Source organism: Woronichinia naegeliana WA131 (assembly GCA_025370055.1).
GTDB classification, from domain to species: domain Bacteria; phylum Cyanobacteriota; class Cyanobacteriia; order Cyanobacteriales; family Microcystaceae; genus Woronichinia; species Woronichinia naegeliana.
This window is the reverse complement of the sequence record CP073041.1, coordinates 4276620-4292988: the sequence shown is the minus strand read 5'-3', so window position 1 is coordinate 4292988 and position 16369 is coordinate 4276620. Positions and strand designations below refer to the sequence as shown.

The window sequence follows — 16369 nt, the reverse complement described above, 5'->3', positions numbered from 1 at the left end:
GCTGAAAGGCTTTCAAAGCAAGGCTTTTAGGCATTTTGTCAAAATAGCTGAATATCTAGTTCATGGGCGGATTTTTGCCTGCGATCGCCGAGATTTTTTAACTTATTGCTGGAATAAGCTGTCAACACTCTAAGTGGATATAAGCTAGAATATATAGACTTAATTTTTGATATAGTTATACTGAAGTTAGACTTCTTAGACAAAAAAACAAAGAAAGAGCGACAGAAAGCTCTAAAAACTGAAGAGCACGCGGTTACAAGAGAAAGAATATTAATTCTATTACTGAAGAATAAAGGGAAAAAATAGGATGAAATATCAGAATTACTAGTACGAACAAGGTCAGGAACAGGCAGGAACAAAGAAACTTACCGACATCTTTAACACCTCTTTAGATAAGCTCAAAGACGATCCCCATCTCGGCCAGGATGCCAAACAACTCCGTAATGACGTTAAAAAACTGGTTCTACAAGGGTTTCAACTTATCGATATGATTAAAGGTTCGATGCAGAATCAGAAAATTGTCCATCCCAATCTTCCCAGAAAATATGAGTACATTATTCGTTGAGAGAATAAGAATATAAAGGAAATCTTTATTTTGGGCTAATTCTAACGAAAAACGTGCAATTTTTGAATAGGCGGCAAGACGCTTAATCCCTTGGTTATCCCTTAGGATGAGACACTGTGCTGGCCCCTAATACGGCATTAACGAAGGAGCAATCCTGTCTTTCAGGCTATCTATTTAAATGAGTCAACTCATCTGAAATAATGATTTATAACCCTATCTAGGAGTAGCTTTTTATGCCTAAAAACAAACCAAATATTCTCATTATTTGGGGAGATGATATTGGTCAAAGTAACCTCAGTTGCTATACGGGCGGCTTGATGGGTTATATGACTCCCAATATTGACCGCATTGCCCACGAAGGGATCCGCTTTAATCACTACTACGCGGAGCAGAGTTGTACGGCAGGACGGGCAGCTTTTATTACAGGTCAAAGTGTTTTTCGGACGGGCCTCAGTAAAGTCGGTTTACCTGGGGCGAAACTCGGTTTTCAAGCAGAAGATCCCACTATTGCCGAACTCTTAAAACCTCTCGGTTATCGCACGGGTCAATTTGGCAAAAATCACTTTGGCGATCGCGATGAACATTTGCCAACGATGCACGGCTTTGATGAATTTTTTGGCAATTTATATCATCTCAATGCGGAGGAAGAACCTGAGCAGGTAGATTATCCCAGCCCCAAGGATTTCCCTGAGTTCAAAGGGAAGTATGGCCCGCGTGGCGTTCTGCATTGCTGGGCTGATGGTAATGGGGGACAACGTATCGAAAATACTGGCCCCTTGACCAAAAAACGGATGGAAACCATTGATGAGGAATTCCTTGCAGAAGCCAAACGCTTTATCCGAGATTCTCAAAAGGACGATGAGCCGTTTTTTCTCTGGTTCAATACCAGCCATATGCACTTCCGCACCCATATCAAACCCGAAAGCCGAGGGCAGGCAGGACGTTGGCAAAGTGAGTACCACGATTGCATGGTTGACCACGATAAGCAGGTGGGAGAACTGGTGGATCTGCTTGATGAGTTGGGTCTGGCTGAAGATACGATTGTCATGTACAGCACGGACAATGGCCCCCACATGAATACTTGGCCAGATGGGGGGATGACTCCTTTCCGCAATGAGAAAAATTCCAATTGGGAAGGGGCCTATCGAGTGCCAGCGATGGTGCGTTGGCCTGGCAAAATTGCTCCTGGTCAAGTCTATAACGGTATTGTCAGCCATTTGGACTGGTTGCCGACCCTCTTGGCCGCCGCAGGAGAACCCAACATTAAGGAAAAACTTCTGAAGGGGCATCAAGTCGGCTCTAAAACTTTCAAAATCCATTTAGATGGTTATAACCAGTTGGATTATTGGACAGGTAAAACAGATACCAGTGCGCGTAAAGAGTTCTTTTATTTCTCTGATGATGGTGATTTAACGGGCCTACGTTACGACAACTGGAAAATCGTTTTTATGGAACAACGGGCGGCAGGTACGTTACGTGTTTGGGCTGAACCGTTTACCCCCTTACGAGTTCCGAAAATCTTTAATTTGTTGACGGATCCCTACGAACGAGCCGATATTACTTCCAATACTTATTACGATTGGATGATAGACCGAGCGTTTATGTTGGTTCCTGCCCAGGCGATCGTCGGGGAATTTTTAGCCACCTTTAAGGACTACCCACCTCGCCAAAAAGCCGCCAGTTTTAGCCTAGACAATGTGCTAGAAAAACTGGAAGCCGGGATACCGAGTGCTTAATTGGCTCTACAAATTAGACGAAATTTCTTGGTCAAAAGGGCCTTAATGTTTTGGTAGGAGTTTAGTTTTTAAGTTTCTAAAGTCTAGGAATTGGAGACTAAGCCCCTACATTTTCTAGTTTTTTGTTATGTCGAAACTTACACGCCAGCAATTTTTAACACTTGCTGTGGGGACAACTGTGAAAGAAAATGATGGGTCAGTTAAACCCCGTCTAACTCGAAATCCATAGTTTTTAATCACTCAAGTCGATCCCCCTAAATCCCCCTAAAAAAGGGGGACTTGCGCCTGAAATATATCTCAAAAAACTTCAGTTCCCAAAATAGACGTGGTTTATCAGTATGAAACGAGATTGGAAACAAATTTTTAAGGTTTATGTAGAGGAAAGATAGAAAAACAATTACTAGGCTTGGCGTTATCTTACTTTTTGTCATTAAAGTGATCAACTAGTTGTTGATTTCAATCCTACCTAAAACGCGATGCAGAACCATTTAACATCCATCAAAACCGATTTTTTACGACTGCTTGGCGCGATCGCGGGTGGTGTGATTCTCTATCGCATTACTAGTCATTTCTCGGAATTAATCTCAGCGTTTATTTGTACGGTAGTTGTGATTACCCTGTCGGGTTTAGCCAGCACCCGTCAGACCCATCCTATTTTATGGTGGGCGAATTTAGGCGCGATCGCGGGAGCCGTTGGCGGAACGGCCTTAGTCATTGCCGATCCCCAGGAATTATTACCCAAAATTGCGTTTGGCGATCGCTTAACAACCATTGCTTTATTGAGTATTGCGGGCTTCATTTCGGGGCTGTTAATCGGTAAAGGCTCCCACGATTTAAAAATACCGCGTCCAAAGGAATTTATTAAAGGAGCCAGCGCATTAACTACGGTAGCCTATGCCTTTATTGTCGCCCTTAAATTCGTTTTTGAAGGTCTTGATCCTGCTCGCACCTTATCGAGTCGGTTAAGCACGACGACCACAATTTTAGTAGCGACCTTAGCCATTCCAGGCTGGTTAGGCTATCGTCTGGGCTATCTTCAGTTTTTAAACTCAGATTAATCTTGATTTTGAGGCTTAATTTTAGAATTAAGTAGCTGGTTGCAATTAAATATAAAACGTGGGATGGGCATCTTGCCCGTCCACAGGCTAGAAGCCTGTTCCACTATCTAACAATTAATTAAGCCCACTTACTTAAATCAGCTATTTATAATTACAAATTAAACCCTATCTAACTCGAAACCATTCGTTTTTTATGGAAAACTTTCTGCCACCGCGTATTCACGTTTTAACCAAACCCACTGGTGCGATCTGTAATTTAGACTGCTCCTATTGTTTCTTCTTAGACAAAGAAGAGCTTTATCCGAATAGTAATTTTCGCATGAGTGATGAGATTTTAGAAACCTATATTCGTCAATTGATTGAAAGCCATAAAACCCCTGAAGTGACTGTGGCCTGGCAGGGGGGAGAACCGACCTTAATGGGCTTAGATTTTTTTAAAAAGGCGATCGCCTACCAAGAAAAATATCGCCGACCGGGGATGACCTTTGAAAATACCTTACAAACGAACGGAACGCTATTAAATGACGAATGGTGTGAATTTTTTAAAGCAAATAACTATCTCATTGGTTTAAGCTTAGACGGGCCGCGAGAACTCCATGATGCTAATCGCGTGGATAAAGTCGGTCGTCCGACCTTTGATCGGGTGATGAAGGGGTTACGTTTACTCCAAAAACATGGGGTTGAATATAACATTTTAACTACCGTTAATCGGGTCAATAGTCAATATCCCCTAGAGGTTTATCGTTTTCTACGCGATGAAGTGAAAACCAGTTGGATACAGTTTATTCCTGTAGTTGAACGCATCAATGAAGATGGGAAAACGCTCTATCAAAAAGGCACACAAGTTTCAGAAAATTCCGTTTTGCCCGAACAATTTGGCACTTTTTTAACAACCATTTTTGATGAATGGGTACGGCGAGATGTGGGAAAAATTTTTGTACAAACCTTTGAAGCAGCAGTCAGGAGTTGGCTCGGCCTACCAACAGGAATGTGCTTTTTTTCGCCTACCTGTGGCTCTGGAGTAGCCTTAGAACACAATGGCGATCTTTATTCCTGTGATCATTTTGTAGAGCCAGATTACTTATTAGGAAATATTCAAGAGACTTCGATGGCAGAATTAGTGGGAAGTTCGCGTCAATTTCAGTTTGGTCAAGATAAGTTAACGACCTTGCCTCGCTATTGTCAACAGTGTGAAGTGCGGTTTGCTTGTCATGGAGAATGTCCAAAACATCGGTTTACCGATACGCCTGATGGTGAGCCAGGGCTAAATTACCTTTGTGCGGGTTATAAAACCTTTTTTACTCACATTGATAACCCCTTAAAAATGATGGTAAATTTACTCCGCCAAGGTAAGGATGCCACTGAAATCATGCCAAAATTAGCGGCTAAAGATCGGGCTAAAAATAAGCCTGTAGGCTTTGGTAAATTGGCTCGGTAAATAATGTGATTGTCGTTCTTCCGCTCAAATTTATTTTTTTGATTTTTTCATTTTTCTAACAATATGTTTTTATTTTTTAGCTCATATTGTTAATTGTTCTTTTCTTCGTTAACTTTTTACTTGGCATAATGGTAACAACACAGCCTCCAAAACGAAAAACTTGGTATGAGAAATACCAAGCGAGAAAGAAACAACCTTTTTTTCGGTTACTGAATCGTTCTTTTACATTTCGCTTACTGCTTGCGTCGGGCATTTCTTTGGGGTTTCTTGCCCTGGTTCAACGTTTTGAAATTTGTAACCAGCAAAAGTTTGTTTCCACCTGTTTAAGTTCTAATCTTTTAGGATTAATCAGCGTGGGTAATGTAGAGTCATTTAGTATTGTAACGGCTGCCTGGATGTATATTTTAGAAAAATCTAAGCGAAAACAACAGCAAAATTTAGAAGCCCTCGAAATTGTTAATAATACCCAAGGGCATATCTACAGTATTGCTCGTATCGAAGCCCTTGAAATACTTGGAGAAGCAGGAATTCATTTTGATAATTTGGATTTAGAGGGAGCTAATTTAGAGCAACTAGCAATCCCCCATGTTCATCTCCATCTTGTTAACTTAAGTAAAGCAAATTTAATTAATAGTGAACTTTCTTATACAAATATGCAGGATGTCAATTTAACTCAGGCAAACTTGACAGGAACCAGACTCATTGGAGCTAATTTACAAGGAGTTAATTTACAAGGAGCCAATTTAACTAATGCCGACTTAACCAATGCTGATTTAACCCAAGCGAATCTGACCGATGTTGATTTAAGTGTTGCTCATTTAGAGAATACTCGTTTACCCCAGTCAACCTAGTCATCAGATTAGACCTCTTGCAAATTAAAGAAAGTCTCCCTTTTTAAGGGGGATTTAGGGGGATCGAACGCTATTGTGCAAGAAGTCTATTATTTAAGCTTTATTTTTGCCACAAATTTCTTTTCTCAATTTTTCCCTGCGAAAACCCATGAATTCTTCTCCTGATGCTTATAAAATGACCAATGAATTAGCCAAAGAGCGGAACCGAGCGGCGGCCGAACGAACCCTCATGGCCTGGATTCGTACCAGTCTTTCTCTCATTAGTTTTGGTGTGGGAATTGATCGAATTGTTGCGGCTATTCATAGTACTTTTAACACCAATCTGGATTCTTTCCATCTCTCCCGAATTTTAGGTTTATTGTTTATTATTATTGGCACTTTAGCTCTTGGAGTCGCGGCTCTTAATCATCGTCAAGACTTGAAACGTATTGAGCATGGACAGTTTACCTATCAACCCCGTTTATCCCTAGGTTTAGTGGTGGCGATCGCCCTTATTTCAGTGGGTGTTTTTGCCTTTCTTAGTATCTTAATTATTGGAGGATAAACTGACCCATGCTAGAAATATTTGAGCAAGCTCTAGAACATTTAGTTACGATTAGCAAGTTTGCTTTAGAAGCTTTTTCTGTTATTTGTATTGTCGTTGGTTTTATTAAAACCTTGCAATTAGCCTATCAATTAAATCGTCAACGTACCCCTATCCCCTCCTTTAATAAGATCCGCCTTCGGTTCGGGATGTGGTTGGCCCTCGCCCTCGAATTTCAACTCGGTGCAGACATATTAGCCACAACGATCGCACCGACCTTAGACAGTTTGGGAAAACTCGGATTACTGGCTCTGATTCGTACTTTTTTAAACTACTTCCTGAGTAAAGAACTAGAAGCCGAATTAGCACTAGAAAAAGAACAATCTAAATTAGCAGAAGAAGCTCTCTTTTCTTCGTCTTAACGGGTCTTGAAAAAAGAGTTACCCACTGTCATTTTTACCCTGATGTGGATGCTCAGTAATGTTAACCATCGCGCTTTTTACGCTGTGATGTATTAATAGAGTTTTTCTATCTAGGGGCTTATGTTCCTTGTCTCTAAATTGTTTTTAGGGAAATTGCTAAAGTTGATCAACTTCTCGTTCCTTTAGGCAAAAATTGTCAAATTCTAGATTAAATTCCAGACTATTACCATGCAAGACACTGTACAAGTTTACCCATTTTCTTATGTTTTTGTGATTTTCTTTTTGACCCTTGGCCCCCTCAAGGTGATTCCCATTTTTAACCGCCTTTGTTATAAAACGGAGCCTAATTTTGCCAAAAAGCTGGCTTTGAAAGCAACCATAATTTCTAGTATTATTCTCTTTGCGGTTGCAATCATTGGTAAAGGTATTTTAGCGAAGTGGGATGTTTCTACGGCGGCACTATTTGTCGCAGGTGGACTCTTGATTCTGATGGCTTCTCTACAAATGTTATCTAATTTTAGTCTGCCCAAACCCTTATCTCCTGAGACTGAACCCTATACTGAAGAGAATATTCCCGCGATCGCTATTAACCCTTTAACTATTCCCGCAATTATCACCCCCTACGGTATTGTGGCAATTTTAGTGGCGACTAGTCAAGCTGAGGGGGACATTAAACGGCAAATCAGTATTTTTGCGTTGTTGTTATTGATCATTTTGCTAAACTGGCTAGGAATGATTTTCGCTAAAGTCATTGTCCAAAAAGTTAATATTATTACCCTCGTCATTGTGGGCTGGGTTTTTGCTGTCTTACAGGCAGGATTAGCCGTTGATTTAATGATCGAAGGGATCAAACGAGCTAAAATCACCCTTGGATAAACCTTGTCCTCATTCTTCATCTTCAGCGGTAAATATTATCAATTACCAAAGGCAACGGATCAAGGGATTGCTTCTATGGCCCGACAGGCGATCGCTGATATGAAATAGGCTTTATTAATGGACAATATTAAAAAGCGTTTACAGGCGGATGCGGCTTTAGTTCGCAAAATTTATCTTGACAAACCTTTTCCTAAAGCTAATGTTGCTATCATTGAATTACATCTTACAAATGGTACTGTTATTGGCACGGCTGCTACTTCTAGAGGTGGAACGAAAAGCCCAACTCCAAAACCCAACGCCCGATCTGAAGGTGGCCATTTTCAACCGATTGTAGATGATTATTTAAGAGATAAAGATGCTGAATACAAAGCCCTTTTTGCTCTTGCAGAGACTTTGGAGACTATTAACCCTAAAATTATTCAAGGAAAGCTTTATCTTTATACAGAAAGACAACCCTGTAGAAGTTGCTCAGAAATTATTCGGCAATTTGAGAAAATTTTTGCTGATATTAGACTATAAGTATTTTGAGACTACCCCTATCCCTAATTTAATAGGAGAACAACTACCATGACTATATTATTAAAGTATTCCATAAAATCAGATTCTTGTTTGTCAAATATTCCTCCAACATTAAGGGAGTTGCTTAATTTTGCTTGTCAAGAAAAATATGAAGAATTATATGAGAAAAATGCTGGAAAAATTTCGTTAGATGATATGTGTCTTAAGATTTTAAATAATTTAAAAGATAAGGATGAATTATTAACTCAAAAACGCTATCTTTATATGGCATTAATTATGGCTGATGCTGTTGAGCCTACAATAAAAAAGAAATTGCATAAGGACAACAGGAGTCAAAAAGTTTTTCAATTGATTAATTATCTATTAATTCAGAAAAAAGTCAACAACAATTTACTTGATCAAAAGAAACTAATAGCAAAAATAGAAAAAGATTTAGAGAAACTATTTCCTGAAATTTCCTTTGGACTTCAAGAAATTGACGAAGCATTTGATGTATTTAAAAATCTTGTTAAAACTCTCGTACCCAGCTTGTCACAAAATGCGTTATTAGAAATCTTAGATGACTGTTTTCAAGGTTATGCTATTTTCCCTGGGTCAGAGAATTGCAGAGACTTATTTAATTGGTGGTTACTGGATGTTGTTCCTGCGGTTTGGAATTTAGTCCCCCCTCAGCAACTCTATACAATTCATGGTTTACAAGATTATTTTGATTCACACAAGGAAATCTCTAGCAAGAAAAAAGTCTTCCGCCCGTAACAGTAATAAATCCAGATAATTTATTTACGCAGACCTCATCTTAATTGTGTTCTCAGGAGCGATCGCATTATGCTAATATTATAAAGTGTCGTATTTAATCACTTTTTATAGATTAAGCGAAAAACACTGATTCTTGTGGATTTAAGTTTTATGGATAACGATAATGAGCCAAAATATACGATTTCTGACGTTCTTAAGGGGACAGATTACGCACTGACGATTTTTGATGGGCAAGAAAAATTAGCGATTCAATAATTTGATCGTAAGGGTAAAGGTTATTTGCAAGATTTTGTAGATGGTAAGGAACGGCCAGCTAAACCAGAAGAAATTGTTCGACAATTATTTATTTTTAGATGAAATTGCTGAGATGTTTATTGATTTCGCTAAACCACAAAATTTCTCATTTTTACAGGAGGGTTAAGGGATGACCAGTTTACAAGTTAAACCCCGCACAGATTCTTGGGTTTTGGCGACCTGGGATGATTATATTAATCAGTTAAATGATCCGATTTATCAACAAGCCAAGGGCTACTATTATAAAGGACATATGAGGATTGAGATGTCACCCGTTAGCTTTGATCATGGTCAGGATCATGTAATTATTATTTTTGCTGTGAATTTATTTGTTGCGCTGAAACAAATTCCTGCGACGGGTTTAGATACAACGACTTTTCGTAAAATAGGTGTGCGAGAATGTCAGCCTGATGTAGCTTATTATTTGGGGGAAAATGCTAAAACCATTCCATCGGGAACAGGGATCGTGAATTTGGATCAATATCCTTCGCCTAATTTAGCGATTGAAATTGCACGATCTTCGTTGTTAGATGACTTGGGGACAAAACGCTCTTTATATGAAGAGTTAGGGGTTAATGAATATTGGGTAGTGGATGTTCAAGAGGCTCAATTGTTGGCTTATTCGATGATGAATCAGGGCAGTCAACGGATTCAGGTTTCTCAAGTTTTGCCTAAATTGGAAGTTGCTGTTTTAGAGGAGGCTTTACAGCGTAGTCGCCAAACGAATCAAGCCGAGGTTGGGGCTTGGTTGTTATCTCAGTTTCAGTAAGAATTGGATTGAGATGAATGGTTTAGAAAAGGCGATCGCGTTTTTAAAATAATAATTTTGAATTATCCTTGCTTAAAATATCGGAGAGCATGAGCTACAATGAAAATAACATCTAATTAGCCAGAAATATGCAACTTGTTAGTATATTAGAAAGAGAAGAGGTAATCCACTCTGATCCAGAAATTATGAGTGGAACTCCTGTTTTTGTTGGTAGCCGCGTTCCTCTACAAACCTTTTTTGACTATTTGGAAGGACCAGACGGTTTAAGTGAGTTCGTTAATGATTTCCCCTATTTGGAGAAGTTAGCAGTTAAAGTTTTAGAAAATGTTGCAAAATTAGTTATTATTGAAGCCCGTCAAAATAATGCTTATCTTGTTAGATGAGAATCTTTTAAATAAACAACTTAAGCAGCCTTTTACAGAACGAGGTTATCGGGTTTTAAATGTCTATGATCTGAGATGGCAAGGTCTTAAGGATAGGGAAATTTTGGAACGAGCTTCAAGTTACCCTTTTGATATTTTTATCACAGCCGACAAAAACTTACCTCATCAACAAAATTTATCAAGATACTCGATTCGAGTCATTGTTTTAAATACCCGTGCAACTTGACCGAGTTACTTACTACCTTTGATGGAAAAACTTGCCAATACTTTGTCTTCTTCATTGGTGAGTTACTCCTTTTTTTCAATGATTTAGGCAAGATTCAAGAGATTAATTAGGGCTTGCTGAAAAAGTCAAAAAACGAAAGAAATGTGGGTTAGGGAAGTATGGACTGAAAAAGCATAGATAACTTATCCTTATGGAAACAAATCAAAATACAGATTTTGTTTAATCTATTGTTCCTTTCTGTCTAAAAAGGTCAACACAAATCACTCCTCACAAAAGAGAGGAAAATTAACACCATTTTTCACAAGAAAAACGACTCTACAACTTTTTACTTTTTGTCTTCTGAAGTAGAGTAGAAAGATTCATTACCAAAAAGTTCATCGCAATTACCGTTTCCGAGGTCTCAGGTAGTTTGGCCATCACTCGACCAAGACTAAATTTCCTCTTTCCCTGTCCGAATTTACCCTCAATGGCATTACGCACTCTTTCATCTGAGCGTGCCTCTTTCTTTTTTTCTTTGCTCACCTCTTTCGGCGGTCTTCCCAATCGGGGACCACTCATTCTTATATCCCTTTCTTTACAATAAGCTCGATTCGCTTTTGTTCGATAGATTTTATCCACATGAACCGATTCCGGATAACATCCTGTTTCCCTTTTATATTCTTCTATTCGCGCTTGTAAATCTCCCGATTCGTTGTAATTATCCCAACTTAATTTGTCTAAGAAGACAAAGCCATTCACATTACTTGCCGATATTTTAGCTCCAAACTCTACTGCTTTTCCCGCTTTTCCACGCACTATTGGACGCACGTGAGGTTGGCTTACACTCACAATTCTGTTTTCTACTTTATTTGTCTTTTTTTCATACATTTCTAACTGTTGCTCATACACTTTTCCTATCGTTACAAGCTCTTCTTGCTCTTTTTTCGTTAGTTTTTCTAACTTTGCTCCCTCTTCTATCATTTTTTCTATATGAGACAAGTTTCTTTTTATATATCCTAGTTGTTTTTTTGTTCCTTTTCTTCTTTCTTTTTTTGACACACGACGTTTTTTTGCTATGGCTAAGTACTCTTTTCTTGCCACTTCCCTATAAGTCCTCGGCTTTTCTTTCCTTTTCTCTTTTATTTCTTCATACAGCTTATCTATTATTTTTTCTGTTTTTTCTCTGGCATCATTCAATATTCCTATATCCGTTGGATATTTTATATCTGCTGGTGTACAAGTCGCATCTAACAATAACTTTCCTTCATTTTCTTTTTTTCTGACGCTACACCCGTCGCTTTTTTTTCTATTTCTTTATTAATTTTATTTATTAATTCCATTCCTATTTTTTTACGAAAATGAACCATCATTGACGCATTAAATGCTTCTTTGCTACTATAGCTTTCCATTCCTATAAAGTACTGTAAATAAGGGTTCTCTTTTATTTGTTCTACTGTTTCTCTGTCACTTTTTCCTGAAATTTCTTTGATAATTAATGCTCCTAATGCCATTCTAAATGATTTGGCTGGGGCTCCTTTTTTTTCTGTGAAGTTTTTTGCATATTCTTCCTCATATTCTTCCCAAAGAATCATTTTTGACATTTCTATCCAACGATTTTCTTCGTCTAACTGCCCGCCGAACAGATTTTTCAAGTTTTCTGGTGTTTCAATTGAGTACTGTTGCTTTCGGTACATCTGCTTTCTCTCTTCTTAATGCAATGGTTTTGAGGCATTCTACCCTATTTTCGTGCATTCTAGCGGTTCTTAATTCGCCTACTATTTTTCTCCGTAAAGGTTTCAGCTTTTTTCAGCAAGCCCTAATTAGGGCTTGCTGAAAAAGTCAAAAAACGAAAGAAATGTGGGTTAGGGAAGTATGGACTGAAAAAGCATAGATAACTTATCCTTATGGAAACAAATCAAAATACAGATTTTGTTTAATCTATTGTTCCTTTCTGTCTAAAAAGGTCAACACAAATCACTCCTCACAAAAGAGAGGAAAATTAACACCATTTTTCACAAGAAAAACGACTCTACAACTTTTTACTTTTTGTCTTCTGAAGTAGAGTAGAAAGATTCATTACCAAAAAGTTCATCGCAATTACCGTTTCCGAGGTCTCAGGTAGTTTGGCCATCACTCGACCAAGACTAAATTTCCTCTTTCCCTGTCCGAATTTACCCTCAATGGCATTACGCACTCTTTCATCTGAGCGTGCCTCTTTCTTTTTTTCTTTGCTCACCTCTTTCGGCGGTCTTCCCAATCGGGGACCACTCATTCTTATATCCCTTTCTTTACAATAAGCTCGATTCGCTTTTGTTCGATAGATTTTATCCACATGAACCGATTCCGGATAACATCCTGTTTCCCTTTTATATTCTTCTATTCGCGCTTGTAAATCTCCCGATTCGTTGTAATTATCCCAACTTAATTTGTCTAAGAAGACAAAGCCATTCACATTACTTGCCGATATTTTAGCTCCAAACTCTACTGCTTTTCCCGCTTTTCCACGCACTATTGGACGCACGTGAGGTTGGCTTACACTCACAATTCTGTTTTCTACTTTATTTGTCTTTTTTTCATACATTTCTAACTGTTGCTCATACACTTTTCCTATCGTTACAAGCTCTTCTTGCTCTTTTTTCGTTAGTTTTTCTAACTTTGCTCCCTCTTCTATCATTTTTTCTATATCAGACAAGTTTCTTTTTATATATCCTAGTTGTTTTTTTGTTCCTTTTCTTCTTTCTTTTTTTGACACACGACGTTTTTTTGCTATGGCTAAGTACTCTTTTCTTGCCACTTCCCTATAAGTCCTCGGCTTTTCTTTCCTTTTCTCTTTTATTTCTTCATACAGCTTATCTATTATTTTTTCTGTTTTTTCTCTGGCATCATTCAATATTCCTATATCCGTTGGATATTTTATATCTGCTGGTGTACAAGTCGCATCTAACAATAACTTTCCTTCATTTTCTTTTTTTTCTGACGCTACACCCGTCGCTTTTTTTTCTATTTCTTTATTAATTTTATTTATTTATTTATTTATTAATTCCATTCCTATTTTTTTACGAAAATGAACCATCATTGACGCATTAAATGCTTCTTTGCTACTATAGCTTTCCATTCCTATAAAGTACTGTAAATAAGGGTTCTCTTTTATTTGTTCTACTGTTTCTCTGTCACTTTTTCCTGAAATTTCTTTGATAATTAATGCTCCTAATGCCATTCTAAATGATTTGGCTGGGGCTCCTTTTTTTTCTGTGAAGTTTTTTGCATATTCTTCCTCATATTCTTCCCAAAGAATCATTTTTGACATTTCTATCCAACGATTTTCTTCGTCTAACTGCCCGCCGAACAGATTTTTCAAGTTTTCTGGTGTTTCAATTGAGTACTGTTGCTTTCGGTACATCTGCTTTCTCTCTTCTTAATGCAATGGTTTTGAGGCATTCTACCCTATTTTCGTGCATTCTAGCGGTTCTTAATTCGCCTACTATTTTTCTCCGTAAAGGTTTCAGCTTTTTTCAGCAAGCCCTAATTAACTGCGATCGCATTAAAAATGGACAGTGGGACATCATAGTCATGGATTGATCGGGAAAATTTTTAGATAATCTTTAACCCGATTTTATGTACGATGGAATGTGGGTTATTATTTCTCTTTCTAAAAACTACTCACCAAAACTGTTTCTCTTTAAAGCAATTGATAATTGTCGTAGGCGTTCACTAACCTCTAAATTAAATTCTTGGGATTTTAGGTTAGCAGGCAATTCGGCTAAAAGTTGAGGATTTTCCTTATACCATTCGTTTTGTGCTACGCCAGCCCATGTACCCTCCTTTTCTCGAAAGAGATCTACTAAACCTCTTAATTCTTGGATACAATAGGATTCAAATCCAGCCGCTTCAAAAATACCATTGCGTAAGTATTCTTCAAAAGCATTAATATCATTAGTGACTTCAAAGGTAACAAATTCTCTAGGTGGAGTTAATTGGTCAGCTAAATCTATGACTTTATCTATCGTCATCCCGATAACTTCTTCAGCGATGCCTGTTACGCCTAACACTTGTTGGCGAAGGTCACGGTTAAAGAGCAAATCAGAACCATATTTAACGTATTTTTTCAACACTCTAAAAGCGGGTTCATCTCCTTGATAATAATTATCAATCAATTCAACATCAGCCCCTAGAGATTTAACAATTTGAGTTCGGGTATCACTGTTAACGGGGCCGCGAATTAAGGCTTCGGCAACTGGACGAGCAAATCTTAAAAATAAAACACTCAAACTATTTTCTAAACGGATTAAAAATTCATCTTCTGAATAACCAATTAGTCGTTCTTTAACTTGAGAACTTCCCCATAATAATGATGACATATAATCCACTAATTTTAAGGATTCATCCTTTAACTCGGCAGCCAATTGTCGGGCAAGCTGATCTAACAATTTTCTTATATCTGCATATAAATCATCTCGCCAAGCGTAATTAGCTCTTGCCTTGTCAAAGTCTGGAAAAGAGTTAGCATCAAAAATAATCTCTTTTTTCCTTAAAGTTTCTTCTCTTAATTTGTTCATTTCACTTTCTATCAGTTGTAGATAACGTTCTCTAAATTTCTCAATGCTACTGGAAGATTCGTTATTAACTTTTTCTAAGGGCTGATTAATCACTGATGTTTCATAAAATTTCTGCAAATCAGCTTTAATATATTCCCATTGACTTTTCCACCACTCTGAAAAAGAAATTCGTCTTCTTTCTTCTTCAAAGCGTTGTGCTTCTTCGGGATTTTCGGGAAATCTTTGACTAACAAGATGATAAATTTCTTCTGAGGTATTGATGATTTTATCAATAGAAGTTTCACAGCGTTTTTTCAGGATCGTAACTCGCTCAGTATTAATATAATTGAAGATTTTTTCTTTAATTTCAGGAATACCTGTCCCTTGAGTTCTTAGGATTTCATCGTCTTTAATACCAGTTAAAGTGCTTAATTTATCTTGAATATTACTAGCTTTTCCAATTTCTAATTGGGTATGTTCTTCCGCAAGATTGTTTAAAATTAAATAAGCTCCTGCTGAACCTGAAACAATACGATTTTGTGGTAAATTGGCGCGTTTTGACCAATCTTGAGAAGCTTCTGCAATATGGGTTTTAAGGGATTCTGCGCTACCGAGAGCATCAATATGACTTAAAAAAACAAATAGTTTATCGGCAATAGTGATATTTTTATCGCCTTGTTCTGTAAATTTAATAATTTCTAATTCGGCTTCTCGAATGCTACGGAAACGCTGGATCACGATCACGGCATCACAATCTGAGAGCATTTGTTGGGCTTCATCAACGTGCTTGGTTAACCCAGAATCTGAACCAGGAACATCATAAAAGACAATTCCTTCTGCTTGGGCAAGTTTATTGGTATAAAGTCTGGCTTCTAAGACGGCATGGGCATATTTTTCATCAGCAACGTATTTTTTAAGTTGTTCTCGGATGTCTTCGAGTCGGGTAAAGGGAATAACTAAATTTCCTTCTTTTCTAACTTGTTGTAAGGTAGTTTCATATTCTCTAATTGTTTTTAAGTCTTCCTTTGCACCAACGGTTTCTAATTCTTTAAGTAAATGAATAAACTGTTCTTCGGTGCGAGTTTGCACTTCTAATCTTTGTTTAGATTCACTTTTAACGGAATAAATTTGGGTGGTGGTAAAGGTACATCTTCCTCCTTTGGCGGGAAGTAAGTCACATTCTAACCAAGCATTAATAAAGGTACTTTTTCCTGCTTTTTCTAAACCAACTACAGCAATGCGAAATTCTCGTTTTCTTAGGCGATCGAGTTGGCGGTTAGCAGGTGCGGCTTCTTGAATAAGAGTTTCTGTTAATTTAGAGGGAACTTCAGCTTGGGGAAGTTTAGCTAAGTCAACGGCATAATGTTGGATGTTTAAGACATCACTGAGGCGTGTTTCGTAGTAGGATGAAGCGGATTTCCAATCCATTAAATTAATTC

At 37.9% G+C, this 16369-nt stretch carries 13 protein-coding genes and 2 pseudogenes; 12 read left to right on the top strand and 3 right to left on the bottom strand.

Annotation, left to right across the window (positions count from 1 at the left end; all coding sequences use genetic code 11):
* The first annotated feature begins 798 nt into the window (after positions 1 to 798).
* The 12 genes from KA717_21635 to KA717_21580 all read left to right on the top strand — a co-directional run bounded on the left by KA717_21635 (position 799) and on the right by KA717_21580 (position 10416).
* On the top strand, positions 799 to 2301 hold the full coding sequence (locus tag KA717_21635) for an arylsulfatase (GenBank protein ID UXE58633.1): 1503 nt from the start codon (positions 799 to 801) through the stop codon (positions 2299 to 2301).
* A 476-nt stretch (positions 2302 to 2777) separates the two neighbouring features.
* Entirely contained in the window at positions 2778 to 3359 is a 582-nt protein-coding gene (locus tag KA717_21630; protein ID UXE58632.1) for a hypothetical protein, read from the top strand.
* 193 nt (positions 3360 to 3552) lie between these two features.
* Positions 3553 to 4797 (top strand): anaerobic sulfatase maturase, encoded by a 1245-nt coding sequence (locus KA717_21625; GenBank protein ID UXE58631.1) that lies wholly within the window; start codon positions 3553 to 3555, stop codon positions 4795 to 4797.
* Between the two features lie 86 nt (positions 4798 to 4883).
* Positions 4884 to 5648 carry a pentapeptide repeat-containing protein gene (locus tag KA717_21620; protein UXE58630.1) on the top strand — a complete coding sequence of 255 codons (765 nt, stop codon included), beginning with the start codon at positions 4884 to 4886 and terminating at the stop codon, positions 5646 to 5648.
* 148 nt (positions 5649 to 5796) lie between these two features.
* Positions 5797 to 6192, top strand: coding sequence for a DUF202 domain-containing protein (locus tag KA717_21615; GenBank protein UXE58629.1), 396 nt, complete (start codon positions 5797 to 5799; stop codon positions 6190 to 6192).
* Between the two features lie 8 nt (positions 6193 to 6200).
* Positions 6201 to 6593 carry a DUF1622 domain-containing protein gene (locus KA717_21610; protein ID UXE58628.1) on the top strand — a complete coding sequence of 131 codons (393 nt, stop codon included), beginning with the start codon at positions 6201 to 6203 and terminating at the stop codon, positions 6591 to 6593.
* 228 nt (positions 6594 to 6821) lie between these two features.
* Entirely contained in the window at positions 6822 to 7469 is a 648-nt protein-coding gene (locus KA717_21605; GenBank protein ID UXE58627.1) for a hypothetical protein, read from the top strand.
* Positions 7470 to 7586: 117 nt separating this feature from the next.
* Positions 7587 to 7988 carry a hypothetical protein gene (locus tag KA717_21600; GenBank protein UXE58626.1) on the top strand — a complete coding sequence of 134 codons (402 nt, stop codon included), beginning with the start codon at positions 7587 to 7589 and terminating at the stop codon, positions 7986 to 7988.
* 48 nt (positions 7989 to 8036) lie between these two features.
* On the top strand, positions 8037 to 8744 hold the full coding sequence (locus KA717_21595; protein UXE58625.1) for a hypothetical protein: 708 nt from the start codon (positions 8037 to 8039) through the stop codon (positions 8742 to 8744).
* A gap of 424 nt (positions 8745 to 9168) precedes the next feature.
* The gene (locus KA717_21590; protein UXE58624.1) at positions 9169 to 9807 is read left to right on the top strand and encodes a Uma2 family endonuclease; all 639 of its coding nucleotides are present in this window, start codon (positions 9169 to 9171) and stop codon (positions 9805 to 9807) included.
* Positions 9808 to 9935: 128 nt separating this feature from the next.
* The gene (locus KA717_21585) at positions 9936 to 10190 is read left to right on the top strand and encodes a DUF433 domain-containing protein (protein UXE58623.1); all 255 of its coding nucleotides are present in this window, start codon (positions 9936 to 9938) and stop codon (positions 10188 to 10190) included.
* Positions 10171 to 10416, top strand: a complete 246-nt coding sequence (locus KA717_21580) for a DUF5615 family PIN-like protein (GenBank protein ID UXE64747.1) — start codon at positions 10171 to 10173, stop codon at positions 10414 to 10416. Before KA717_21585 ends, KA717_21580 begins: the two co-directional genes overlap by 20 nt.
* Before the next feature lie 336 nt (positions 10417 to 10752).
* On the opposite strand, the pseudogene KA717_21575 reads toward KA717_21580, so the two are convergent.
* The 3 genes and pseudogenes from KA717_21575 to KA717_21565 all read right to left on the bottom strand — a co-directional run bounded on the left by KA717_21575 (position 10753) and on the right by KA717_21565 (position 16358).
* Positions 10753 to 12089: pseudogene (locus tag KA717_21575) on the bottom strand (IS5 family transposase).
* A 356-nt stretch (positions 12090 to 12445) separates the two neighbouring features.
* A pseudogene (locus KA717_21570) lies at positions 12446 to 13795 on the bottom strand (IS5 family transposase).
* A gap of 256 nt (positions 13796 to 14051) precedes the next feature.
* A complete protein-coding gene (locus tag KA717_21565) occupies positions 14052 to 16358 on the bottom strand; it encodes a dynamin family protein (GenBank protein ID UXE58622.1) in 2307 nt (768 codons plus the stop codon).
* Between the last annotated feature and the right edge of the window lie 11 nt (positions 16359 to 16369).